Origin of the sequence: Amycolatopsis albidoflavus, assembly GCF_039525725.1 — a bacterium.
Classification (GTDB): domain Bacteria; phylum Actinomycetota; class Actinomycetes; order Mycobacteriales; family Pseudonocardiaceae; genus Amycolatopsis; species Amycolatopsis albidoflava.
On record NZ_BAAAHV010000023.1, the window covers coordinates 239,827 to 264,430 of the forward strand.

A 24,604-nucleotide genomic window follows, 5' to 3' on the forward strand; every position below is an offset into this window, starting at 1 on the left:
GGATGCCGGAACCGGTTGCCGGACTGCTGCTCGCCGCCGGGGCGGGGCGGCGGTTCGGCGGGCCCAAAGCGCTGGTCGAGTACGACGGGGAACCGCTGGTTCAGCGGGCGGTCCGGAACCTGGCCGAGGCTGGGTGCGCCTCTGTTCGAGTCGTGGTCGGTGCGTCGGCTGAGGAGGTTCGGGAGCTGCTGCCGTCGGACGTCGCTCCGGTGCTTGCCGCGCGGTGGCAGGACGGGATGGGGGAGTCGCTGAGAGCCGGGCTCGAATCGCTGACGGAGGAGCCGGCGGTGGCGGTGCTCGTGCACCTGGTCGATCTGCCGTGGGTGCCGGCGGCGGCGCTCGCGCGGATCGTCGGGGAGGCTTCCGAGGACGCGGTCGTGCGGGCTGCTTACCAGGGGATTCCTGGGCATCCGGTGTTGTTCGGGCGGCGTTGGTGGGGCGAGATCGCGGGTTCGGCGCACGGTGACCATGGAGCGCGGGATTGGTTGCGCGGACGGTCTGACGTGCGGCTTGTCGAGTGCGGTGATCTCGGCAGCGGCAGCGATGTCGATCGGCCTGGGGACCTGGCTGGGCCTGGGGCGGAGCGGCGATGAAGGTGCATGGCTGAGTTCGCGGGCGACGTTCGGCTGGGGTTCTTTGGGTTGGCGGTTTGTCTCGCCGGGACGGTGTCGACGCAGGGCTCGGCGACGGCGGGATTGGGTCGGTCTGGGCGCGGCTCTGGATCTGAGGCGAACCGGCTGACAGCTTGCGGCTGAGCAGTGCCTCTTCGCAGCCCGGGCGGCGGCGAACGGCGAACCTGGCGGTCGCAGATCTACGATCGGGGATGTGACAGAGTCCCTCGCCTCGCCCGACGCGCTCGCGGCCGCCCTCGACACCACCGGTTACCTCGCCGACGAGGGGCTGGCCACCGCGGGATTCCTCGCGACGCAGATGCAGCGTCCGCTGTTCTGCGAGGGCGAGCCGGGCACCGGGAAGACGTCGTTGGCGCTCGCGTTGGCCGAGGCGTTGCAGTGGCCGTTGGTGCGGCTTCAGTGCCACGAGGGCATCGACGCCGCGCAGGCGCTCTACGAATGGGACTTCCCGCGTCAGCTGCTGCACCTGCGCGCCCTCGAAGCGGCCGACGGCGGACGGCTCGACGCGGAAACTGCCGAGCGTTCGCTGTATACGGAGCGGTTCTTGCTCGCGAGGCCGTTGCTGCAGGCGCTCACCACGACGCCGTGTGTGCTGCTTGTGGACGAGATCGACCGTGCTGACGATGAGTTCGAGGCGTTTCTCCTGCAGTTGCTGGACGAATACACCGTCACGATTCCGGAGTACGGCGAGGTGCGCGCGGAGCAGCCGCCGCTGGTTGTGCTGACGTCCAACCGGACTCGCGAGGTGCACGACGCGCTCAAGCGCCGGTGCCTTTACCACTGGCTCGAGCATCCTGATCTTGCTCGGGAGATCAGCATCCTGCGCCGCCGGTTGCCGGGGATCGGAGAGACGCTCGCCCGGCAGATCGCCGACGCGGTGCACCGGCTGCGGGCGATGGACCTTCTCAAACCGCCGGGCGTCGCCGAATCCCTTGACTGGGCGAGGGCTTTGCTCGCGCTCCAGCGAGACGAACTGGACGCCGCGACGGCCGCGCGCACCCTCGGTGCGGTGCTGAAGTACAGCGAGGATCTCGACCGGGTGCGGGCGAAGCTGGACACGCTGTTCTCTTGAGGTTAGTCCACTGTGGACGATCAGATAATTCCGTTGCGGCGTAGTGCGGGATCGGGCATGCTTGAAGCATCACTGAATGACTTCGCCGACTTCGCTGATTTTTTGTGACTGTGACTGTGCTTGTGCCGGAAGGAGGGCTCGTGACCGACTTCGTCCGGACTGCCCTCCCGGCCGTCCGCTGAGTTCCGTTCTTTCCTGAAGGTTCCGCGCGCCCGCCCTGTGCTACCGGGGCTGGCCGCTGCGCGCAACCACGGTCCGCGCACGCTGTCCCGGAGGCGGGACGGCGTGCGCGGCCGCCCTTCGTCGGGGCCGTGGTTGGCGCGTGGTGGGGCCTTCGGGGGTTTGGTGCGTAGTGGTGCTGGGCTGAAGTGGCTCGGGAAGGTCGTGTGGGCGTGATGCTGGGCTGAAGTGGCTCGGGAAGGCCGTGCGGGCGTGATGCAGGGCTGGCCGAGCAGAGACGGCCAGGGGAGGTTCGCACCGCGGCGGCTTGGACTGTGCGACGGAGACTTGGCCTAGTGGCGCGTGATGCCTGCGGGCTTTGGCGCTGCCGGTGGCTGCCTGGTGTCGGCCGGGGTGCTCCGCGAGTCGTGACGTCTGACGGGAGCGGCGCTCGGCTGGTGCCGTCGAATCCCGGCGAGGTCGCGTGGCGTCGGGCCGAAGCTGCCTGGATGGCCTGGTGGTGCGCGACATTGCCGATCCCAGGCAACTCAGGCCGGGTGGCGGCGTTCGTCGCGGAGAGTTGCGTGGCGGGTGCGCTGACGGTGCCGTCGGGATGGGGCAGGGCTGGATGGCTTGGGAGCGCGGGGCTGTTGTCTTGCGAAGCGGCGGTCTGGAACAAGAACGGCGCGCGCCGGAACATCTGCGGGGCCGACGCGGTTCACACTGAAATGGCGGTGCGGAGGAACACTGGCGAGTTGGAGCAGCTCAAGCTGGAACCGTCGCGCGTCCGAAAAGCTTGGCTTGCCCAAGAACCTTGGCCCGCCCAAGAACCTTGGCCCGCCCAAGAACCTTGGCCCGCTCAAAAAACTTGGCCTGGCCAAGAACTTCCGCGCGACCAAAAACCTCTGCGCACCAAGATCAGTGCCGACAACCGGCGGCCCGCGGCTGAACAACCGCGACTCACGGTTGCTGAGCCGCACCAGACGCGGTGTGGGGGAGTGAAGCCGCACCAGCCGCGAAGCGGGGGAACTGAACCGCAACCCCAGTGTGCTGAATCGCGATCCGGGCCAGCTGATCGACCGCGCGCGGCCGAATCAGGAGCGGTCAGCGCATGTGCTGGACACCGGCACAAGCGGAGCAGGGCTGGAACGGCTGTCGCGGCGCGGGTTTCGGCATTGGGGTCACAATGGGGGACATGAACACCGAAGTCGCTGACCCGCTCGCTGGTTACGCGGGGTTCGCGGCGGCGTTGCGCGAGTCGGGCGTCGCCTGTGACGCGCGGCGGGTGCAGGCTTATCTGTCCGCGGTGGCGAAGGTCGATGTTGCTCGGCCGACGCAGCTCTACTGGGTCGGGCGGTTGACCCTGTGCTCCGATCCCGACGACTTGCCTCGCTACGAGGAAGCCTTCGCGCGGTGGTTTGAAGGCGACGACAGCCCTAGGACGACCGCGGGGACTCCGGTGCGGAAGCAGGCTCGGATCGCTCCGCTCATCGCGGCCGGCGGCGACGGGGACGGCACCCAGGAATCTCACGACACGCTCCGGGTCGCGGCCAGCGATCATGAGGTTCTCCGGCATCGGGATCTCGCCGAGCTCACCAAAGCCGAGCGGGCGCATTTGCGGGAGTTGCTCGCGACACTGCGACCAGTCTTGCCGCGGCGGCGGGCGGCGCGGCGGACGCCAGCGCATCGCGGTGCGCTCGATCCGGCGAGGACGCTCCGAGCCATGCTCGCGTCCGGGGGCGAGCCTGTTCGGCTGGCGCATCATCGCCGGGGGACGCGGGCGCGGAAAGTCGTGTTGCTGATCGACGTTTCCGGCTCGATGAGTCCGTACGCAGACGCGTTGCTGCGGTTCGCGCACGTTGTCGCGCGGGCGGCGCCGGTGTCGGTCGAGGTGTTTACGCTGGGTACTCGGATGACGCGGGTGTCTCGTCAGCTCAGGCAGCGCGATCCGGAGCAGGCCATGCTCGCCGCTGGCACCGCGGTGCCTGATTTCGCTGGTGGGACGCGGCTTGGGGAGACGCTCCGGGTGTTTCTCGACCGGTGGGGGCAGCGCGGGTTCGCGCGACGCGCGGTAGTCACCGTGTTCTCCGACGGGTGGGAGCGCGGCGACGTCAGCTTGCTCGCCGAACAGCTTGGCCGGCTGCGCCGTCTCGCGCACGCCGTATTCTGGGTGAATCCGCACGCAGGGCGCGAGGGTTATGCTCCGGTCCAATCCGGCATCGTGGCCGCCCTGCCGCACATCGACCGGTTGCTGGCCGGGCACAGCCTGGCGACGTTGGAACGACTCCTCGGGGAGATTGCCGATGCGTGACGTACTGGACGACGTGTACCGCCGCTGGCAGGCGGGCGAAACGGTCGGGCTCGGCACGGTGGTGGCCACGTTTTCGTCGGCGCCGCGGGCTCCGGGCGCGTCGATGATGGTCGCGCCGGACGGCACGGTCGTCGGGAGCGTGTCCGGCGGCTGCGTCGAGGGCGCGGTCTACGAGCTGGCCAACGACGTCGTCGCCGAGCGGAAGCCGGTTTTGCAGCGCTACGGCGTCAGCGACGACGACGCCTTCGCGGTCGGGCTGACCTGCGGCGGGATCATCGACATTTACGTCGAGCCGGTGGACCGCGCTTCGATGCCGGAGCTGGAGCGCGTCGTCGAGTCGGTGCGCAGCGGCGAGCCGGTCGCGGTCGTCACGATCGTGGAGCACGAGACGCCCGGACTGGTCGGCGAGCACATGATCGTGTGGCCGGATCGGGTCGAGGGGTCCCTTGGCTCGTCCCGGATGGACGATGCCGTCGCCGACGACGCGCGCGGGCTGCTCGCCGCTGGACGCACCGGGACGCTCCATTACGGACCGGACGGGCAGCGTCGCGGCGAGGGCATGGCGGTTTTCGTGAACTCCTTCGAACCGCCGCCGCGACTGCTTGTGTTCGGTGCCATCGACTTCGCTGCCGCGATGGCACGGATGGGTGCTTATCTCGGGTATCAGGTGACGGTCTGCGACGCGCGTCCGGTGTTCGCGACCAGCAGCCGGTTCCCGGAGGCGCACGACGTGGTCGTCGACTGGCCGCACCGCTACCTGAAAGCCGAGGCCGACGCGGGCCGGATCGACGCGCGGACGGCGATCGCGGTCCTGACGCACGATCCGAAGTTCGACGTGCCGCTGCTGGAGGTCGCGTTGCGGCTCGACGTCGGGTACGTCGGCGCGATGGGCTCGCGCAAGACGCACGACGACCGGTTCTCCCGGCTCCGCGAGGCGGGGATCACCGAGGGCGAGCTGGAACGTTTGTCGTCGCCGATCGGGCTCGACCTCGGTGCGCGCACGCCGGAGGAGACGGCCGTGTCGATCGCGGCGGAGATCATCGCGCTGCGCTGGAGCGGCACCGGGCGGCGGCTGGCGGCGTTGACCGGGCGGATTCACAGCTGACCGGGCGATTTCGCGGGCGCTGACCGGGCCGGGGTGCGGCAGCTGGAGCTGCGCTGGGCGAGCCGGGGCGCGGCTGGGCATTCCGGTGGCTCGCGGGCGGCGCGGACCGGATTCGGTGGCTGGTGGGTGCCGGGCGGGCTGGCCAGACACGGAGTTGAGCTGGAAACCGGGCGACGCGGCGGGTGCTGCGAGGACCAGTGCCCTGCGGGAGTCGCTGCTGGCAGGAAGTGCGGTGCCAGGGTGAGCCCGTTTGGGCCGGGTTTGGGAACCTGCTCGGCAAGCGCAAGCGGGAACAGCGCATCCCCCGCAGCCGCTAGGAAGGCACCACCTCGAACCGGCCCAGGCCGAGATATCAGGCAACCCCGCCGGGCAACCAGCACGACACACATCAGCGACGCAATCCGCCGGGAAAACCCCTTCCAGCAACGAAACCCGGTGAACCCCCGACCCGAAACCCCGCCCCGTCGGGAAGATCCGCCCACCGCCCACGGCAGCCGAAAAATCACCCGTCCGGCTTCACGCATTTGCGCATCAAAGCCATCGAAATCACCGCATCTGCGGAATCACCGAGGCGACCTGCGACATCAGGACTTGTCCACGCGCGACAGGCGTAGCACGCTCCCCTGTGAGGCCGATCACGATCGCGCCTTGGCCGTTCCCGAACCGGCCCGCCGCCTCCGCCGGGGCTGGCGGGCATTTGCACTTGGAGGCCTTTGATGCGCATCACCGTCACTGTCGACGGCACGAAATACACCGATGACGTCGAGCCGCGCACCCTGCTCGTCCACCACTTACGGGAACGCGTCGGGAAGGTGGGCACCGTCGTCGGGTGCGACACCAGCAACTGCGGCGCGTGCACCGTCCATCTCGACGGGCACAGCGTGAAATCCTGTTCCGTCCTCGCCGTGCAGGCCGACGGATGCGAGGTCACCACCATCGAGGGGCTGGCCCGCGACGGCCAGCTGCACCCGGTCCAGCAGGCGTTCCACGACAATCACGCGCTGCAGTGCGGGTTCTGCACGCCGGGCATGATCATGCAGTCCATCGACCTGCTGGCCGACAACCCGGACCCGGACGAGCAGGCCGTTCGCGAGGGGCTTGAGGGCAATCTTTGCCGCTGCACGGGTTACCAGAACATCGTGAAGGCGGTTCGCGACGCGGCGAAGCACATGAGTCCTGGTGCGGGGCCGGAAGCCGAGAAGATCGATCAGCCCAACCACGTCGGCGTGGGTGGTGAATGATGACTGCCACGATCGAGCCCGAGGTAGGAAAATCCCGGCGCCGCAAGGAAGACGAGCGGCTGATCACCGGGCGCACCCGGTGGACGGACAACATCGCGTTGCCGGGGATGCTGCATCTCGCGGTGCTGCGCAGTCCGCTGGCGCACGCGAAGATCGTTTCGATCGACACGTCGGCGGCCAAGGAAGCTGCTGGTGTCGTTGCCGTTTACACCGCCGCGGACCTCGACCCCGAGGGTGCGATCGGCATGCCGTGCGCGTGGCCGATCACGCCGGACATGGCCGCGCCGCGGCGTCCGGTGCTGGCCTCGGATCGGGTGAATTTCGCTGGCGAGGGCGTGGCCGTGGTGGTCGCGCGGTCGTCCGCGGAGGCGCATGACGCGCTCGAGGCGATCGAGGTCGAGTACGAGGACCTGCCGCCGGTCCTCGACCTGGAAGCCGCGCTCGCGGAAGACGCGCCGCTCGTGCACGAGGAGCTGGGCAGCAACAAGAACGCGTTCTGGGTCTTCGATTCGGCCGAGGCGGGCACCGGCGGCAATGTCGAGGAAGCACTGTCCTCTTCGGAGGTCGTGCTGAAGCGGCGATTCCGTCAGCAGCGCCTGGTGCCCGCGTTCATGGAGCCGCGCGCGTGCGTGGTCGACCCGACCGGCGCGCAGCTGACCATGTGGTCGGCCACCCAGGTGCCGCACATTCTGCGCGTCATGTCCGCGCTGACGCTGGGCATCCCCGAGCACAAGCTGCGCGTGATCGCCCCGGACGTCGGCGGCGGGTTCGGCGGCAAGATCGGCGTGCTGCCCGAGGAAATGATGTCCGTGCTGGTCGCGAACAAGCTCGGCAAACCGGTGAAGTGGAACGAATCCCGGTCCGAGACGATGCTCGCCGCGCACCACGGCCGCGACCAGATCCAGGACATCACGATCTCGGCGAAGGCCGACGGCACGGTCACCGGACTCAAGGTCGAACTGCTCGCCAACCTCGGCGCGTACAACGGCCTGGTCGGGCCGGGCGTGCCGATCCTCGGCGCGTTCATGTTCAACGCGATCTACAAGATCCCGGCCTACCACTTCGCCTGCACCAACGTGTTCACCACGACCACGCTCACCGACGCCTACCGCGGCGCGGGCCGTCCGGAGGCGACGTTCGCGATCGAGCGGATCATGGACGAGCTGGCCGACGAGCTGGGCATGGACCCGGTGGAGCTGCGCGAAAAGAACTGGATCAAGCACGAGGAATTCCCGTTCACCACGGTTTGCGGGCTCACCTACGACTCCGGCAACTACGAGGCCGCGACCGAGAAGGCGAAGGAGCTCTTCGGCTACGACGCGCTGCGCCGCGAGCAGAAGGAACGCCGCGAGGCGAACGATCCGGTGCAGCTCGGCATCGGGATTTCGACGTTCACCGAGATGTGCGGGCTCGCGCCGTCGCGGGTGCTGGGGTCGCTCGATTACGGCGCTGGCGGCTGGGAATACGCGTCGCTGCGGATGTTGCCGACCGGCAAGGTCGAGGTCACGACGGGTGCGTCCGCGCACGGCCAGGGGCACGAGACGGCGTGGAGCCAGATCGTCGCCGACCAGCTGGGTGTGTCGTTTGAGGACGTCGAAGTGCTGCACGGCGACACGCAGTCCTCGCACAAGGGCCTCGACACGTACGGTTCGCGTTCGCTGGTCGTCGGCGGTATCGCGATCGTCAAGGCCGCCGAGAAGGTGGTCGCGAAGGCGAAGCCGATCGCGGCGCATCTTCTGGAGTGTTCGGAGGACGACCTCGAGTACTCCGGCGGCAAGTTCACCGTGAAGGGCACGGATTCGTCGACGACCATCCAGGACATCGCGCTCGCGGTGTTCGCCGCGCACAACCTGCCGGACGGCGTCGAACCGTCGCTCGATTCCGACGCCACCTTCGACCCGGAGAACTTCTCCTTCCCGCACGGCACCCACCTGTGCGCGGCCGAAGTGGACACTGAAACGGGCCAGGTGAAACTGCGTTCGTACGTCTGTGTGGACGACGTCGGCAAGGTGGTCAACCCGCTGATCGTGGAAGGCCAGGTGCACGGCGGGCTCGCCCAGGGCATCGCACAGGCGTTGTTCGAGGAGGCCGTGCACGACGAGAGCGGCACGCTCACCACCGGCACGTTCGCCGATTATCTGCTGCCCTCGGCGGCCGACCTGCCGTCCTTCACCACGGACCGCACGGAAACGCCGTCGACCACGAATCCGTTGGGAGCCAAGGGAGTCGGCGAGGCGGGCACGATCGCCTCGACGCCCGCGGTGGTCAACGCGGTGGTTGACGCGGTGCGCCAGTTCGGGGTGAACGACATCGAAATGCCGCTCACTCCGATGCGCGTGTGGAACGCGGTGCGGGGCGGCGCCAGCAATGCCGGCGGACCCGGCGGCGAGGCCGGCGGCGGTCTCGGTTCGATCGACGCCTCCGGAGGTGCCCAGTGATCCCGGCTCCGTTCGACTACGTCGCTCCGTCCACGGTGGACGAAGCCGTGCAGGCGCTCGCCGCGGCGGGCGAGGACGCCAAGGTGCTGGCGGGCGGGCAAAGCCTGCTGCCGGTGCTGCGGATGCGCCTTGCCGCGCCGACCACGCTGGTCGACCTCGGGAAGATCGCCGAAATGCGCGGAGTGCGCGAGGACGGCGACGCGCTCGTGGTCGGTGCGATGACGACGCATTACGAGGTCCAGCGCGACGCGTTGATCGCCGAGCACGCCGCGTTGGTGAAGGAGGCGACCGACACTGTCGCGGATCCGCAGGTGCGCCACCGCGGCACGTTCGGCGGCGCGATCGCGCACGCGGACCCGGCGGGCGACCTGCTGGCACCGGTGCTCGCGCTGGACGGCGAGCTGGTGCTGGCCGGTCCGAACGGGCGGCGCACGGTGTCCGCGGCGGAGTTCTTCCAGGACTACTTCACCACCGCGCTGGCTCCGGACGAGCTGCTCGTCGAGGTGCGGCTGCCCAAGCACACCGGCTGGCGGGCGCACTACGAGAAGTTCAACCGGGTCGCCCAGGCCTGGTCGATGTGCGCGGTGGCGGCCACCGTGCGCACCGAGGGCGGCGTGATCGAGGAAGCCCGGGTGGCTTTGACGAACATGGGCGCGACGCCGGTCCGCGCGACTGCCGTCGAGCAGGCGTTGCTCGGCGCGCAGGCCAACGCGGACACGATCCGGGCGGCCGCCGCGCACGCGGCCGAGGGCACCAACCCGGTCGCGGACGGCAATTCCGACGTCGAATACCGGCAGCACCTCGCGCGAGTGCTGACGGGGCGTGCCGTCGCGGCGGCGGTGGGCGCCTAGTCGACCGGCCGTGAAGGACTCCTTGGGGGAATCTGAGTCCCCCAAGGAGTCCTTCACGACAACGGTGACCGGGAGACGGCCGTAAGGTGGACGGCAACGGCTCGACGCAGTGCGCAGGAGAGGAGGTCGGCCCGTGCGGCTCGACCACGAATTCACCGTCCCCGCCCCGATCGGGGAGGTCTGGCAGGCCGTCATCGACCCGGAGCGGGTCGCCCCGTGCATGCCGGGCGCCTCGCTCACCAAGGTGGAGGGCGACACCTTCGCGGGCACGGTGAAGGTCAAGCTGGGGCCGATTTCGCTGCTGTACAAGGGAACCGGCGAGTTCCTGGAGAAGGACGAGGCGGCCCGCAAGGTCGTCATCAAGGCGTCCGGCAAGGACTCGCGCGGCGGCGGCACCGCGGCCGCGACGGTCACCCTCACGCTCACCGAACGCGACGGCGGCACGCACGGCGCGGTCGCCACCGACCTGGCGATCACCGGCCGTCCGGCGCAGTTCGGGCGCGGGCTGATCTCCGAGGTGGGCGGCAAGATCCTGGACACCTTCGCGGGGAATCTCGCGGCCTCGCTGAAGACTCCGGCCGAGGAGGCTCCGGCGGCGAAGGCCGAAGAGAAGCCTGCCGAGACGGCCAAGTCCGCCGAGGAGAAGCCGGTCGCCGACGAGAAGCCGCATCTGCGGAGCGTCCCGGCGGGCGGTTCGACCGGCGAGACCGAGGCGATCGACCTGCTCGACTACGCCGGGCAGTCCGTCGCGAAGCGGCTCGCCCCGGTGGCCGCGGGCGCGGTCGTGCTGCTGATCGTGCTGGCGATCGTGCGGAAGCTGCGCCGCCGCTGACCGGCCGGGAGGTTGCCCGCTCGCTCTACTCAGAGCGTGCCCAGTGGGCAGTGAACGGGGTGGTTTTTCCCTCGGTTCGGCTAGATCCGGAGCTGACCCGCTACCCTGGGCAACTTCCGTAGGCCGAATTTCGCGTGGGGGCGCCCGTGACGCAGGCACCTGTCCCCATCGGGGTGCGCGGCGCGGTGACGGGCTGGCGCGGCTGGCCGCCGCGCTGGACGATGTGGGCGGTCGCGCGGCGGCGCTGGATCGGCTACGCGATGGCGTGCGAGGCCGTCGCCGTGGCGGTCACGGTGACGGGTCTCGCGACCGGCTTCGGCGGCCCAGTGCAGTTCAGTTCGTTCGGTGTGCTCGTCGGGCTCGGCATCGCGCAGGCTGAAATGTCGCGGCGGATCGAACGCCTGCGACGGTGGATGAGCGGCCAGACGCACATCAACGTCACCTCCGTCTGGTACCTCGCCGGCGCGTTCCTGCTTCCGCCGGCGTGGGTCGCGTTGCTGGCGTTGGTGTTGTACCTGCATCTGTGGCTGCGAGTGTGGCGACACGTGCGTACGCGGCCCGCGCATCGCTTCGCGGCGAGTACGGCGTGGGCAATGCTGTCGTGCTTCGCGGCGTCCGCGGTGTTGACCATCGGCGGTCTGGATCAAGCGGGGCTCGACACTGCGTACGGCGTCCTCGCGCTCGTGCTGGCGGCAGTCGCCTTTGAACTGGTAAACGTCGTGCTCGTAGCGACGGGCATCTACCTGTACACGAACAGCCGCTCTCCCGCGGACCTCATCGGCACCTGGGAGGACAACGCCTTCGAGATCGCGACGCTCTGTCTCGGCGGGCTCGCGGCGCTGGCGTTCGTTCATCAACCGGTGCTGGTGGTGTTCGTGCTGCCGCCGTTGTTGTTGCTGCACCGCTATCTCCTGCTGAAACAGCAGTTGCAGGTGGCGGTCGTGACCGACGAGAAGACCGGGCTGCTCAACACCGCGGGCTGGCACGAACTGGCGACCCGCGAGTTCACCCGCGCCCGCCGACGAGGGACCGGCAGCGGGTTCGCCGTATTGATGATCGATCTCGACCACTTCAAGCGCATCAACGACACGTACGGTCACCTCACCGGCGACGAGGTGCTGGCCGCGGTTGCCGTCGCGATCGAGGCTTCGGTGCGGCAAAGCGACACCGTCGGCCGGTTCGGCGGCGAGGAATTCGTGGTCCTGCTGCCCGCGACCGGGGACACGGACGTGCTCGGGATCGCCGAACGGGTGCGGATCGCGGTGGGGGAGCTGACGGTCGCGGTGGGAGGTCCGCTGCGGATCAGCGGACTCTCCGTGTCCGTCGGCGTCGCGTGCTACCCGCAGGCGGGTGCCACGCTCGACGAAGTGCTGCGCTCGGCCGATGCCGCGCTGTACCGGGCGAAAGACGGCGGCCGGAACCGCGTCGCGGTCTGAGCCGGAAATACCGGGCGCGGGCAATTGTTGAACGTTGTATGAGCACTGCGAATCACGAGACCGACGTCGTGGTGATCGGGGCCGGGCAGGCCGGGCTGTCGGCGGCGTATCACCTGCGCCGGGCCGGGTTCGCCAACGAACGCGGGTTTGTCGTGCTCGACCATGGCAAACGCGCAGGCGGCGCGTGGCAGTACCGGTGGCCGTCGCTGGTGGTCGGGAAGGTGCACGGGATCCACGACCTGCCGGGGATGGCGTTCGGGACTCCGGATCCGACGCGGCCGGCGAGCGAGGCGGTGTCGGAGTACTTCGGGCGATTCGAGAAGACGTATGACTTGCCGGTGCACCGTCCGGTCGACGTGACCGCGGTGCGGCGCGCGGGGGAGCGGCTGGTGGTCGAATCGCCCGCGGAGACGTGGGCGGCGCGCGCGGTGATCAGCGCGACGGGGACGTGGGATCGGCCGTTCTGGCCGCGCTATCCGGGCAGTTTCGCCGGACGGCAGCTGCACACGGCGGACTACCGCGGTGCTGAGGAGTTTCGTGGCCAGCGCGTGGTGGTCGTGGGCGGCGGGACGTCCGCGGTGCAGTTGCTGCTGGAGATCGGTCCTGTTGCCCGTTCGACGGTGTGGGTGACGCGGCGTCCGCCGGTGTGGCGCGAGGAGGAGTTCAGCGAGGACTGGGGACGGATGGCGGTGGCGAAGGTCGACGAGCGGGTGCGGGCCGGGCTGCCGCCGGAGAGCGTCGTGAGCGTGACGGACCTGCCGGTGACGCCGCAGGTGCTCGCCGGTCGGGCGGCGGGATATCTGGAGCGGCGGCCGATGTTCTCGCGGCTGGTTCCCGACGGGGTTGTCTGGGAAGACGGCAGTTTCGAGCCCGCGGACATGATCCTGTGGGCGACCGGGTTCCGGGCCTCGATCGATCACCTGGCGCCGCTGCATCTGCGGACGTCCGGCGGCGGGATCCGGATGGACGGGACACGCGTTGTGGCGGAGCCGCGGCTGCATCTGGTCGGGTACGGGCCGTCGGCGAGCACCGTGGGCGCGAACCGGGCCGGGCGCGCGGCGGTACAGGAAGTTCGGCGGCTGCTGCAGAGCTGAGGTCCGTGAAGGTGGCCCTCACGGACTCGCGCAAGTCCGTGAGGGCCACCTTCACGGATTCAGAGTCCCTCAGGGTTCCCTTCACGGCACTTTCGCGGGCGCGAGCAGGGCGTTCCGCTGATCGGGCGGTCTTGATCGTTTCACGTCCGTTCCGGGCTTGTCGGGAGAAACCGGGCCCGCTACTCTGCCGTTTTAGTTAGGAAACTTTCTTAACGCAATAATCGCAACGAGACGCCGCAGAACCGTAACGCCGCCGCCCTGTTCCCGTCCGGCCCGAAGGAGTGCGACGTGTCCTCGTCCCGTGTCCGAAGTCTCGCCCGGTTCGCCTTGCCGGCCGCCGCGGTGGTGTTGCTGCCGGCGGCGGTCTCGCCCGCGCGCGACGCCCATGCCGCTGCCGCCGATGTGCTGCTGTCCCAAGGGAAACCGGTCAGCACCTCGACGCTTGAGACGTCCACGCTCGGCGGCGACAACGCCGTCGACGGGAATCTCAAGACGCGCTGGGCCAGCGCGGTCAGCGCCGACGCCCAGTGGCTGCGCGTCGACCTCGGCCAGGCCGCCACGATCCACCGGGTCAAGCTGAACTGGGAAGCGGCCTACGCCAAGAAGTACCGCGTCGAGATCTCCGACGACGGCGAGAACTTCAAGCCGATCGCGACGATCACCAACGGCGACGGCGGCACCGACGACCTCACCGGATTGTCCGGGCACGGCCGCTTCCTGCGCTTCGTCGGCACCGAGCGCGCCACGAAGTACGGCTACTCCCTCTGGGAGCTTCAGGCATACGGCACTCCGGATTCGTCCGGCGACACCCAAGCGCCCACCACTCCGTCGAACCTCGCCGCGGGCGACATCGGCTCCAACAGCGTCGCGCTGACCTGGGCCGCCGCGACGGACAACGTCGGCGTCAGCGGGTACGACGTGCTCCGGGACGGCAAGTCCGTCGCCACCAGCACGTCCACGTCCTACACCGACAACGGCCTCTCGCCGGACACCGACTACACCTACACCGTCCGCGCGAAGGACGCCGCCGGCAACACCTCGCCGGCCAGCACCTCGGTCAAGGTGCACACGAAGCCGGGGACCGCGGGCAACACCTTCGTCCTCGCCGCGGCCGGCGACATCGCCGAGCAGTGCACCGCCAGCAGCTCCAGTTGCGTGCACCCGAAGACCGCGAAGCTGGTCCAGGGGATGAATCCCGCCGCGGTGATCACCATGGGCGACAACCAGTACGACGCCGAGGACACCGGCCTCACCCTGCAGAACTTCAAGGACTACTACGACAAGACCTGGGGCAAGTTCAAGAGCATCACGCACCCGATCCCGGGCAACCACGAGACCTACGACGACAACAAGCCGTTCGAGGCCTACCAGCAGTACTTCGGCAAGATCGCCACGCCGAACGGAAAGCGGTACTACAGCTGGGAAATGGGCAACTGGCACTTCATCGCGATCGACTCCAACGGCTTCGTCGACGACAAGGACGGCGGCGAGCTCCAGGACACCGACCAGATGAACTGGATCAAGCAGGACCTGGCGAAGAACACCAAGGGCTGCGTCGCGGCGTACTACCACCACCCGCGGTGGAGCTCCGGCGACCACGGCGACCAGCGCGGTTCCAAGCAGCTGTGGGACCTGTTCGCGCAGAACAAGGTCGACCTGGTCCTCAACGGCCACGACCACCACTACGAGCGGTTCAACCAGCAGGACGCGAGCGGCAAGGCGGACCCGGCCGGCCCGGTCGAGATCATCGGCGGCATGGGCGGCGCGAACCCGTACCCGGTCCACTCCGCGCACCCGACCACGGCGAAGCTGCTGAAGGACACCTTCGGCGTGCTGAAGCTGACGATGACCGACAACACCTTCTCCGAGCAGCTGATCGGTCTCGACGGCAAGGTCCAGGACAGCAGCCCGACCTACACCTGCCACAACTAGGGGCCGGCCGTGTACATCGCGACAAGCCGTAGTTCGGACGTCGCGGCGGGCACCGAGCGGAAGGCCGGCCTGCGCCGGGTGTCGGCGAACGTCGTCGCACTCGGCGCGGTCAGCCTGGTCACCGACATCTCCTCGGAGATGGTGACCGCGGTGCTCCCGCTGTATCTGGTGCTCGGCCTCGGGCTGAACCCGCTGCAGTTCGGCCTGCTCGACGGGCTTTACGCGGGAGCCACCGCTGTGGTCCGCGTGCTCGGCGGGCATCTGGCCGACCGGTGGAGAAGGCTCAAGGCGGTCGCCGGGTTCGGCTACGGCTTGTCCGCGGTGTGCAAGCTCGGCCTGGTCGCGGCCGGTTCTTCGGTCGCGGCGATCGGCGTGGTGCTCGCCGCCGACCGCACCGGCAAGGGGCTGCGCACGGCCCCGCGCGACGCGTTGATCTCGCTCAGCAGCGAGCCCGACACGCTCGGCCGGTCGTTCGGCGTGCACCGTGCGATGGACACCGTCGGCGCGTTCCTCGGGCCGCTCGTCGCGATGGCCGTGCTCGCGCTGAGCCTCGGCAGCTACACGTCGGTGTTCTTCACCAGCTTCTGCATCGCGGCGATCGCGGTCATGCTGCTGGTGTTGTTCGTCCGGGACCACAAACAGGACATCGCCGACCGGGCCGCGGTGTCCGTGCGGGCGGCGTTCGGGCTGTTGCGGGACCGAGGTTTCCGTCGCGTGGCGGTGTGGGCGGCGCTGCTCGGGTTCGTGACTCTCGGCGATTCCTTTGTGTACCTGGTGCTTCAGCGGCGCTGGGATGTCGCGGCGACGTTCTTTCCGTTGCTGCCGCTCGGCACCGCGGGGATCTATCTGGTGCTGGCCGTTCCGCTGGGCAAGCTGGCTGACCGGATCGGGCGCTGGCCGGTGTTCCTCGGCGGGCACGTCGCTCTCGTCGCCGCGCTGATCGCGCTGTGCGGGCCGGTGTCCGGATTCTGGCTCGCGGCGCTGGCTTTGGGGCTGCACGGCGTGTTCTACGCGGCTACCGACGGGGTGCTGATGGCCGCCGCCGGACCGTTGGTGCCCGCTGATCTCCGGGCGACCGGTCTCGCGGTGGTCCAAACCGGACAGGCCGCCGCTCGGATGCTTTCGTCTGTCCTCTTCGGACTCGCCTGGACGTTGTGGGATCTCCAGCCCGCGGTCCTCGCGGCGGCCGGAGCGCTCGCTGTCGTGGCGCTCGGCGCCGCTTTCGCAAGGCCGGTGCGCAAATGAAAAAGGTCCTTCTCGCTGTAGTCGGCACTGTGGTGCTCGCGGCCGCCGCGTTGGTTTACACCGTTGCCGCGCGGCCCAGTCCGGCCGAACCCGCGAAGGTGGAACATCTTTCGCTCGCGCCTGGGCAGTTGTTCTTTCGCAGCACCAAGACGGGCAACGTCGGCGTTGTTCCGCTGGCGAATCCTGGTGCCGCGCCGAAGTTCAGCGATCTGAAGTGCGACCGGTTCGCGGTGTCGGGCACGACTGGGATGTGTCTCGCGGTGCGTCCCGGCACCTTGCCTGCGGTCAGTGACTTCAGTGTCCTGGATCGGAATCTCAACACCACGCACAAGGACTATCTGCCGGGCACGCCGAGCCGAGCGCGCGTTTCGCCGGACGGGAAACGGGTGTACTGGACGCTGTTCGTCACTGGCGATTCCTATGCCGCCACTGGGTTTTCGACGCGCGCCGGCGTTTACCAGCTGGACAACGGCGAGCTGGAGAAGACGATCGAGGAACTGCCGGTCCTGGTCGACGGGAAGCGGTACTTCTCCTCAGACGTCAATTACTGGGGCATCACGTTCGCCAAGGACGGCAAGCGGTTCTTCTCGACGCTGGGCTCCAAGGGCAAGACATACCTGATCGAAGGCGACTACGACACCTACCGCGGCAAAGCGCTGCGGGAGAATGTGGAATGCCCGTCGTTGTCGCCGGACGAAACGCGGATCGCGTTCAAGAAGAAGGTCGGCGAAGGCGTCTGGCGGCTGTCCGTGCTCGACCTCAAGACGATGCGCGAGACCGCGCTCGCCGAGACCCGCAGCGTGGACGACCAGGCACTCTGGCAGGACGATCACACGATCCTCTACGGCCTGGAGAACGCCGTGTGGTCGGTGCCCGCGGACGGCTCCGGAGCCCCGCGCAAGCTGGTGGACGAAGCCGCCTCGCCTGCCGTCACCAGCTGATTCGACATCTCTTTACGCCGTATAGTACCCTCGCGTCCGACGATACTTTACGACGTAAAGAGATGAGATGGCTGAAGCTGCTCTGCATGACGGAACACGGATCGAAGTTCAGGTGCACGGGGACGGGCCGGTGCTGCTGCTCCCGGTCGATCCCCGGCCCGCCGAAGGACCGGAGGCTGAGGCGGCCCGGCAGTGGGGTGCCGATCCGGAGCTGGGCCGATCGCTGATCGAGGGATTCGCCGGGTTCCGGGTGGTGGCCTTCGACTACCAGGGGCACCGGATGGCGCATCCGGCCGACCTCGCGCCGGAGGTGGTCGCGGCCGATTTCCTGGCGGTGGCGGACTCGGCCGGGGCGGATCGGTTCTCGTATTACGGCTACTCGTGGCTGGCGTTGTCCGGGCTGCAGCTGGCGTTGCGCACGGATCGGCTGGACGCGTTGGTGATGGGCGGGTATCCGCCGCTGGACGGGCCGTATGCGGCGATGCTGGCGGTGACTCGGGCGACGCACGAGATGGCGCTTGCTGGCCCCTCGGCCGAGGCTAAAGGTGAGCCGGGGGATTGGGATTCGGTGGATGTCACGTTGTCGACGGGGCAGACGAAGCAGTTCGTGACGTTGTACGAGGCGTTGCAGGACTTCGACGATCGGGCAGTCGAGCTGTCGTGCCCGCGGTTGTGTTTCGCGGGGTCGGAGGATCGGATTGTGTACAGCGGGCGGTGGGGCGGGGTGACCGTCGACATCGCTGGGCCGTTGCTGCGCGAGCGAGCTGAGCTGGAGGCGCGTGGGTGGACCGTCGAGGTGCTTGACGGGCTGGACCACATGAGCGCGATGCAGGCGGCTGCCGTGGTGCCTTTGGTGCGGCCTTGGCTGGAGAAAGTCGTGTAGCTATTCGGCTTGCCGCAGCTCGTGTTCCAGCGCCTCCAGCTCCGCGCCGCCCGCCATCTGCCGGGTCAGCTCGGCTAGGTCGATCTCCGACTTCTCGTAGGACCCGAGCGCCGCGCCGCGCTTGAGGAGCAGGAAACGGTCGGCCACTGGGTACGCGTGGTGCGGATTATGCGTGATCAGGACGACGCCCAGGCCCCGGTCGCGGGCCTGGGCCACGTACTTCAGCACGACGCCGGCCTGCTTCACGCCCAACGCGGCCGTCGGCTCGTCCAGGATCAGCACCTTCGCGCCGAAGTGGATGGCCCGGGCGATCGCCACGCACTGCCGTTCGCCGCCGGAGAGCGTGCCGACTGGCTGTTCGACGTCGCGCAGGTCAATACCGAGGTCAGCGAGGGCTTTCTTCGTCAGTTCGCGGCCTTTGCGCCGGTCGAGGGCGCGGAACGGGCCGAAACCGACGGTCGGTTCCGAGCCGAGGAAGAAGTTGCGCCACACGCTCATCAGCGGCACCACCGCGAGATCCTGATACACCGTGGCGATTCCGCGATCCAGCGCTTCGCGGGGCGAGGAGAACCGCACCGGGGAGCCTTCGACGAGAAACTCGCCTTCGTCGTGCTGGTGCACGCCAGCGAGAATCTTGATCAAAGTGGACTTTCCCGCGCCGTTGTCGCCCAGCACGCAGGTGACTTCGCCCGCGTTGACCACTGTGGACACTTCGCGCAGCGCGACCACGGTGCCATAACGCTTGCCGACGTCCTTGACCTCGAGGAGAGCGTTCATCGCCGGACCCTTTCCGCGCGCCGCCGCAATGCGTTGTTGACCAGGACCGCCGCCAGCAGCATGATCCCGAGGAACAGCATGAACCAGTCGTTGTCCCATCCGGCGAACACGATGCCCTGGCGCGCCATGCCGAAGATCAGCGCGCCGATCGCCGCGCCCACGGCCGAGCCGAACCCGCCGGTCAGCAGGCAGCCGCCGATCACCGCCGCGATGATGTACTGGAATTCCAGCCCGATGCCCTGATTCGCCTGGACGCTCGCGAACCGCAGGATGTTGATCGAACCGACCAGCCAGCCGGCCAGCGCGGTGCCCATGAACAGCAGGATTTTGGTGCGCACCACCGGAACGCCGACCGAACGGGCGCTCGCGGCCGAACCGCCGACCGCGAAGATCCAGTTGCCGAATCGCGTCCGGAGAAGCAGCCACGCCGCCACCGCGATCGCGCCGAGCCACCAGACGATGGAGATCTGGAACGGTGTCCCGCCGATGTCCACTGTGGAGGCGAAGACGAACCCGGCGGACGCGTAGCCGTCGGTGGAACGCATGCCGGAGACCTGGACGGTGCCGGTGACCAGTCGCGTCACGCCGAGGTTCAAGCCTTGCAGGGCAAGGAAAGTGCCGAGGGTGACGATGAAGCTCGGCAGGCCGGTTTTCATCACGAGCCAGCCGTTGAACGCGCCGACTGTCAGCGCGAACACCAGCGAGACGAGCAGTGCGAGCCAGACGTTCCAGCCTGCTTGGGTGGCGAGGATCGCGGTGACCAAAGACGTCGACGCGGTCATCACGCCTGCGGACAGGTCAAATTCGCCGCCGACCATCAGGAGTGACACGGCCACCGCCATGATGCCCAGCGTCGCCGCGTCGTCCAGCCAGGTCGCGGCTCCGCTGGCGCTGAAGAACTTGTCGGTCGCGAAGGTGAAGAAGCCGAACACCACGACCGCGCCGAGCAGGGCGCCGATCTCCGGGCGCACCACCAGCCGGTCGGTCAGCCGCGGCTTCGCCAGCCGTTCGTCGAGGGTCGTCATCGGGTGCCCCTTTGCACGTACTGGCCGACCTTGTCCACTGTGGATTTGTCGACCAGGTCGGGCCCGGTGAGCACCGGTTTGCCGCCGCCGACGACGTTCGCGTTGTCCCGGTACAGCTTCAGGAACTGCACCGGGAGATAGCCCTGTTCGTACTGCTGCTGGTCGACCGCGAAGAGCACGTCGCCCGCCTTGATCGCGGCCACGAGGTCGGAGTTGAGGTCGAACGTGGCGACCTGCGCCTTCGAGTTCACCGACTTGACCGCGCTCACCGCACGGGCGGCGACCTGCGAGTTCAGCGTCAGCACCGCGTCGATCGACGAGTCGGTCTGCACCGCGCCGCGGATGCGCGACTCGGCGTCGGTCGGGTTGGAGATGTCCACCTGCAGGGTTTGGACGGTGCCGGCGAATCCGGTCTTCGCGCCGTCGCAACGCTGCGCCTGCCCGACGTTCCCGGCCTCGTGGATCACGCACAACAGCTTGTGCTTGCCGAGGTCCTTGAACTTCTTCCCGGCTTCCTGACCGGCGATCGACTCGTTCTGCCCGACGTGCGTGAGCGCGCCGTACGCCGCGCTCTTGTCCTCGCCGGAGTTGATGGTGATCACCGGGATCCCGGCGCGCACCGCGGCCTCGATGGACGGGCGCAGCGCCTCCGGATTCGCCATCGACACCACGAGCCCGCCGGTCTGCTGCGCGACCGCGTTGTCGATCAGCTTCGCCTGCGCGCCCGGATCGCCGTCCGAGGTGTATTCCACTTGCACGCCAAGGTCTTTGCCCGCTTGTTCGGCACCGTTTTTCACGACGTTCCAGAACGCGTCGCCCGCGGTGCCGTGCGTGATGACCGAAACCTTCAGCGGCCCGGACGGCGTCGGCGCGGCGGCGGGCGCGGTCGTCTTCGGCTCGGCGGCCGGACCAGTGCACGCAGTCAGCAGCAAGCCCGCGGCCAGCAGGCTCGCCACCGCGCGGCCGGAGCGGCCCGCGCGCTTCCAGCGATGGGACATCGTTGTCTCTCCTCGCTTGGTCAACCGGTGATTTTCCGCAGGTACGAGAGGCTGGCCGCGACGTCCTGGCCGGGACGGTCGATCGGGCTGTCTTCGCTCAGCGCGGTGTCCTGTTCCAGCACGTACCAGCCGTCGTAGCCCGCCTCGGCGACGGAGCGGACCATGGCTTCGATGTCCACGTCGCCCTTGCCGAGCGGCACGTAGAGACCCTTGCCGACCGCTTCGGTGTACGGCAGCTTGCCCGCTCGGACGGCTTCGGCCAGCTCGCCGCGGACGTCCTTGAGGTGCAGGTGCCCGATCCGCCGCGGATGCCGTTGCGCGAGCGCGACCGGGTCGGCGCCGCCGATCAGCAGGTGCCCGGTGTCCAGGCAGAGCTGAAGATCCGAGTCCGCGAGGAAGCGTTCGACCTCCGCCTCGGTTTCCACGTGCGTGCCGACGTGCGGGTGCAAGACCGTTCGGAGTCCGTGTTTCGCGGCCACGTCACGGATCTTGCCCGCTGTGCTGACCAAAGTGGACCATTCGGCGGCGGTGAGCGCGGGCCGTTCGTCGTAACCGTCGAGGCCGGTCGCCGCGGCCAGCACGAGCATTCCGCCGCCGCAGGCAGCGAAGAGCGCGGCCGAGTCTTCCGATTCGGCGACGGCCGCGTCCGGATTTTCGTGCAGCGGCACGGCAAGGAAGCCGCCGACGAGTTCGAGCCGGTGGCTTTCCAGGAGCGCTTTCAGTGCGGCCGGTTCGCGCGGAAGATAGCCGGGCGGGCCCAATTCCGTTGCGGTGACGCCCAGTTCGGTCATTTCGCCGAGTACGTGCGCGGCGTCGAGCACCCGGCCCCAACCGGGCACCTCGCAGACTCCCCACGAGATCGGGGCGGCGGCGACGCGGATCTTCGCGGTCATGGATCCCTCTCCGGTCGGGGGACACTCCTTGATTAGAGCGCTCTAAGCTTGTAGCGTCCGGACCGTCGCGTCAAGCGCTTCTCCGGGGAGGTTTCAGATGGGGAAGCCCACCATGGAGGACGTCGCCGCGCGTGCCGGTGTCTCCCGTGCGCTGGTGTCGCTCGTGATGCGCAACGCGCCGAACGTTTCGGCGCGGCGGCGCGCGGCCGTGGTGAAAGCGGCCGAGGAGCTGGGCTATTCGCCGCACGTGATGGCGCGGTCGCTGGCCAGCCGGACGTCGACGGTGCTCGGCGTGATGGTGAACGACCTGCGCAACGCGTTCTTCGCCGACGTCGTGGAGGGTCTGGACGCGGCTGCTCAATCGGCCGGATTCGACTTGATCCTCAACACCGGCGGGCGGATGCCTTCGCGGGAAGGCGCGGCGCTGCGGAGTCTTCTGTCGTTCCGCCCCGCCGGCGTGGTGCTGTTGTCGCCGGTGGTCCCGGCCGCTGCGATCGAAGCGGCGGCACGGCAGTGTCCAGTAGTGCTGGTATCACGGACTTCTCGTCTGTCCACTGTGGATACTGTGAACGACGACGGTGAAGCTGGCGCGGCGTTGGCCGTCGAACATCTGGTACAGCTGGGGCATCGCCGGATCGCGCACCTCGACGGCGGGGGAGCGGCCGGTGCCGCCGCGCGACGGCGAGGTTTCCGGCAGGCGATGCGGTCGCACGGGCTGGAGCCGATCGTGGTGCGCAGCGAACACACCGACACCGCGGGCGAGAAGGCCGTGCAGGAGCTGCTGTCCTTGTATTCGCCGAGGCCGACCGCGCTTCTGGCGGGCAATGACTTCAACGCTGTCGGTGCGATCTCGGCACTCGAGGAACACGGCTTGCGGGTGCCGGACGACGTTTCGGTGGTCGGCTACGACAACACGTCGCTGGCTTCCCTCCGGCACATCTCACTGACCACAGTGGACCAGCCGCGCGCGGAAATGGCCCGGCTGGCCTTTGACGCGTTATTGGAACGGGTACGGGGTGAACGCACTGAACCGGTGCGGCATCTGCTTCATCCGTCCCTGGTCGTTCGGGAGACCACGGGGCCGAACTCAGGGGAGGCACAGCGATGAGGTTGGGACTGGCAGGCGCGGGGCGGATCGGTGCCGCGCACGCGGAAACGCTCGCGGGCTTCGACGAGGTGACGTCGGTGGTCGTCGCGGATGTGGATCCTGAGCGAGCGCAGTCGGTCGCCGCTCGGCTCGGCGTCGAGGCGGTCGCGGGAATCGACTCGCTGTTCCAGGCCGGCCTGGACGGCCTGGTCATCGCGGCGGCCACGGACGCGCACCCGGAGCTGATCATCCAGGCGGTCGACGCACGAGTACCGGTGTTCTGCGAAAAGCCAGTCGCCGCGGACATCCCCGGCACGCTGGCGGTGATCGACCGGATCGCGGACTCCGACGTACCGGTGCAGATCGGCTTCCAGCGCCGGTTCGACGCGGGCTACCAGGCCGCGCGGGTCGCGGTGGAGAGCGGGGAACTGGGCTGGCTGCACAGTGTCCGGGCGACCACTTTGGACCCAGCGCCGCCGCCCGCGGCCTACATCGCGCATTCCGGCGGCCTGTTCCGGGACTGCGGGGTGCACGACTTCGACATCCTCCGCTGGGTGACCGGGCGGGAGGTCGAGGAAGTATTCGCCTTGGGGCGCAACAAAGGCGAGCAGTTCTTCGCCGACGCCGGAGACGTCGACACGGCGGCGGTCGCGATGACGCTCGACGACGGAACCCTCGCGACGGTCTCCCTGACGCGCTACAACGGCGCGGGATACGACGTGCGCTTCGAAGCCCTTGGCTCTTTGGGGAATGCCGTGGTGGGCTTGGACGACCAGGCTCCGCTGCGATCGGTGGAACCGGGCTTCGGGCCGTTGCCGGGACCGGCGTATCCCGGCTTCATGGAACGATTCCGGACGGCTTACGCCGCTGAACTGCACGCCTTCCTGGACGTGGCGGCTGGGCGCATTCCGTCGCCTGCGGGGGCGGGGGATGCGCTGGAGGCGTTCTACATCGCGGAGGCGTGCGAGGTCTCGAGGCGGGAGAACCGCCCGGTACGGGTTGCCGAGGTGCGGCGGTAGGTCAAGCTCGCGGACGAAGCAGCGTCTCCACCAACGTATCCACCAAATCCCCCGGCACCGCCGCTCCCGTCAGTGCACAGTAGACAATCGGCCCCAGCAGAGCGTCCATTGTGGCCTCCGGATCCAATACCAGGGAAATCTCGCCTGACTCAGCCGCCAGCGTCAGCATTTCGCGTTCGGCGATCTGGCGCGGTTCCAAGTAACGCTCGTGAAACCGAGCCGCCGTCCCGACATCGTGCTGCGCCTCGGCCAGGAGGGTGAGAAGGCATTTCCCCGCCGGGTCCTCGGTCAGGAAATCCGCGAAATCACGCAGGTACGCACGGATGCTCCCCGCGGTAGGGAGCTCCGTCGGCACCGGCAGGCGTTTCGCGCTGTCCTCGATCAGCGTGTCCAGCAGGATTTCGACCTTGGACGGCCACCAGCGGTAGATCGTCTGCTTCGCGACGCCGGCGCGGCGCGCGATCGCTTCCACGGTCAGCGCGCCGAAGCCGTGCTCGACCAGCAGGTCGTCGGCGGCGTGCAGGACGGCGAGGCGGGCGGCCTCGTCCCGCCGGTTGCCAGAGCGTGCCCTGCGGGGCTGGGAATTCACTGCGGGCATACCGGACACCTTACCGTGCTACTGTCTAGACGTGA

Annotated in this window: 21 protein-coding genes; 16 read left to right on the top strand and 5 right to left on the bottom strand. The window is 68.7% G+C overall.

Features of this window, described 5'->3' with window-relative positions:
* Positions 1–2 precede the first annotated feature (2 nt).
* From ABD156_RS38350 to ABD156_RS38415, 14 genes are all read left to right on the top strand, one after another.
* Positions 3–593: a nucleotidyltransferase family protein gene (locus ABD156_RS38350; RefSeq protein WP_344285934.1), complete on the top strand. Its 591-nt coding sequence runs from the start codon at positions 3–5 to the stop codon at positions 591–593.
* Between the two features lie 232 nt (positions 594–825).
* Positions 826–1,704 (top strand): AAA family ATPase, encoded by an 879-nt coding sequence (locus ABD156_RS38355; RefSeq protein WP_344285935.1) that lies wholly within the window; start codon positions 826–828, stop codon positions 1,702–1,704.
* 1,354 nt (positions 1,705–3,058) lie between these two features.
* Entirely contained in the window at positions 3,059–4,174 is a 1,116-nt protein-coding gene (locus ABD156_RS38360; RefSeq protein WP_344285936.1) for a vWA domain-containing protein, read from the top strand.
* Complete coding sequence (locus ABD156_RS38365; RefSeq protein WP_116204382.1) at positions 4,167–5,279, top strand: XdhC family protein; 1,113 nt, start codon at positions 4,167–4,169, stop codon at positions 5,277–5,279. The genes ABD156_RS38360 and ABD156_RS38365 overlap by 8 nt, the downstream gene beginning before the upstream one ends.
* 716 nt (positions 5,280–5,995) lie before the next feature.
* Positions 5,996–6,520, top strand: a complete 525-nt coding sequence (locus ABD156_RS38370; RefSeq protein ID WP_344285937.1) for a (2Fe-2S)-binding protein — start codon at positions 5,996–5,998, stop codon at positions 6,518–6,520.
* Positions 6,520–8,958, top strand: a complete 2,439-nt coding sequence (locus tag ABD156_RS38375) for a xanthine dehydrogenase family protein molybdopterin-binding subunit (protein WP_344285938.1) — start codon at positions 6,520–6,522, stop codon at positions 8,956–8,958. The genes ABD156_RS38370 and ABD156_RS38375 overlap by 1 nt, the downstream gene beginning before the upstream one ends.
* Positions 8,955–9,809 (top strand): FAD binding domain-containing protein, encoded by an 855-nt coding sequence (locus ABD156_RS38380; RefSeq protein WP_344285939.1) that lies wholly within the window; start codon positions 8,955–8,957, stop codon positions 9,807–9,809. The genes ABD156_RS38375 and ABD156_RS38380 overlap by 4 nt, the downstream gene beginning before the upstream one ends.
* Positions 9,810–9,942: 133 nt before the next feature.
* Complete coding sequence (locus tag ABD156_RS38385) at positions 9,943–10,641, top strand: SRPBCC family protein (RefSeq protein ID WP_344285940.1); 699 nt, start codon at positions 9,943–9,945, stop codon at positions 10,639–10,641.
* Positions 10,642–10,862: 221 nt separating this feature from the next.
* Positions 10,863–12,077, top strand: a complete 1,215-nt coding sequence (locus ABD156_RS38390; protein WP_344286107.1) for a GGDEF domain-containing protein — start codon at positions 10,863–10,865, stop codon at positions 12,075–12,077.
* A 38-nt stretch (positions 12,078–12,115) separates the two neighbouring features.
* Positions 12,116–13,171 carry an NAD(P)-binding domain-containing protein gene (locus ABD156_RS38395; RefSeq protein WP_344285941.1) on the top strand — a complete coding sequence of 352 codons (1,056 nt, stop codon included), beginning with the start codon at positions 12,116–12,118 and terminating at the stop codon, positions 13,169–13,171.
* A gap of 288 nt (positions 13,172–13,459) precedes the next feature.
* Positions 13,460–15,103 carry a discoidin domain-containing protein gene (locus ABD156_RS38400; RefSeq protein WP_344285942.1) on the top strand — a complete coding sequence of 548 codons (1,644 nt, stop codon included), beginning with the start codon at positions 13,460–13,462 and terminating at the stop codon, positions 15,101–15,103.
* A gap of 9 nt (positions 15,104–15,112) precedes the next feature.
* Positions 15,113–16,348: an MFS transporter gene (locus ABD156_RS38405; RefSeq protein WP_344285943.1), complete on the top strand. Its 1,236-nt coding sequence runs from the start codon at positions 15,113–15,115 to the stop codon at positions 16,346–16,348.
* The gene (locus ABD156_RS38410) at positions 16,345–17,289 is read left to right on the top strand and encodes a TolB-like translocation protein (RefSeq protein ID WP_344285944.1); all 945 of its coding nucleotides are present in this window, start codon (positions 16,345–16,347) and stop codon (positions 17,287–17,289) included. Before ABD156_RS38405 ends, ABD156_RS38410 begins: the two co-directional genes overlap by 4 nt.
* Positions 17,290–17,356: 67 nt before the next feature.
* Positions 17,357–18,172 carry an alpha/beta fold hydrolase gene (locus ABD156_RS38415; protein WP_344285945.1) on the top strand — a complete coding sequence of 272 codons (816 nt, stop codon included), beginning with the start codon at positions 17,357–17,359 and terminating at the stop codon, positions 18,170–18,172.
* Here the strand turns inward: ABD156_RS38415 and ABD156_RS38420 are convergent, their stop codons facing one another.
* Genes ABD156_RS38420 through ABD156_RS38435 form a run of 4 tightly spaced genes read right to left on the bottom strand, consistent with a single transcriptional unit; the run spans position 18,173 to position 21,865 of the window.
* Positions 18,173–18,949 carry an ATP-binding cassette domain-containing protein gene (locus ABD156_RS38420; RefSeq protein ID WP_344285946.1) on the bottom strand — a complete coding sequence of 259 codons (777 nt, stop codon included), beginning with the start codon at positions 18,947–18,949 and terminating at the stop codon, positions 18,173–18,175. It abuts the gene before it with no gap.
* Positions 18,946–19,974, bottom strand: a complete 1,029-nt coding sequence (locus ABD156_RS38425; protein WP_344285947.1) for an ABC transporter permease — start codon at positions 19,972–19,974, stop codon at positions 18,946–18,948. Before ABD156_RS38425 ends, ABD156_RS38420 begins: the two co-directional genes overlap by 4 nt.
* Positions 19,971–20,972, bottom strand: a complete 1,002-nt coding sequence (locus ABD156_RS38430) for a sugar ABC transporter substrate-binding protein (RefSeq protein WP_344285948.1) — start codon at positions 20,970–20,972, stop codon at positions 19,971–19,973. The genes ABD156_RS38425 and ABD156_RS38430 overlap by 4 nt, the downstream gene beginning before the upstream one ends.
* Positions 20,973–20,992: 20 nt before the next feature.
* Complete coding sequence (locus ABD156_RS38435) at positions 20,993–21,865, bottom strand: sugar phosphate isomerase/epimerase family protein (protein WP_344285949.1); 873 nt, start codon at positions 21,863–21,865, stop codon at positions 20,993–20,995.
* Between the two features lie 97 nt (positions 21,866–21,962).
* On the opposite strand from ABD156_RS38435, the gene ABD156_RS38440 reads away from it, so the two are divergent.
* Positions 21,963–22,973: a LacI family DNA-binding transcriptional regulator gene (locus tag ABD156_RS38440; RefSeq protein WP_344285950.1), complete on the top strand. Its 1,011-nt coding sequence runs from the start codon at positions 21,963–21,965 to the stop codon at positions 22,971–22,973.
* Entirely contained in the window at positions 22,970–23,971 is a 1,002-nt protein-coding gene (locus ABD156_RS38445; protein ID WP_344285951.1) for a Gfo/Idh/MocA family protein, read from the top strand. Before ABD156_RS38440 ends, ABD156_RS38445 begins: the two co-directional genes overlap by 4 nt.
* Before the next feature lies 1 nt (position 23,972).
* Here the strand turns inward: ABD156_RS38445 and ABD156_RS38450 are convergent, their stop codons facing one another.
* Positions 23,973–24,569, bottom strand: a complete 597-nt coding sequence (locus ABD156_RS38450) for a TetR/AcrR family transcriptional regulator (protein WP_344285952.1) — start codon at positions 24,567–24,569, stop codon at positions 23,973–23,975.
* Positions 24,570–24,604 lie beyond the last annotated feature (35 nt).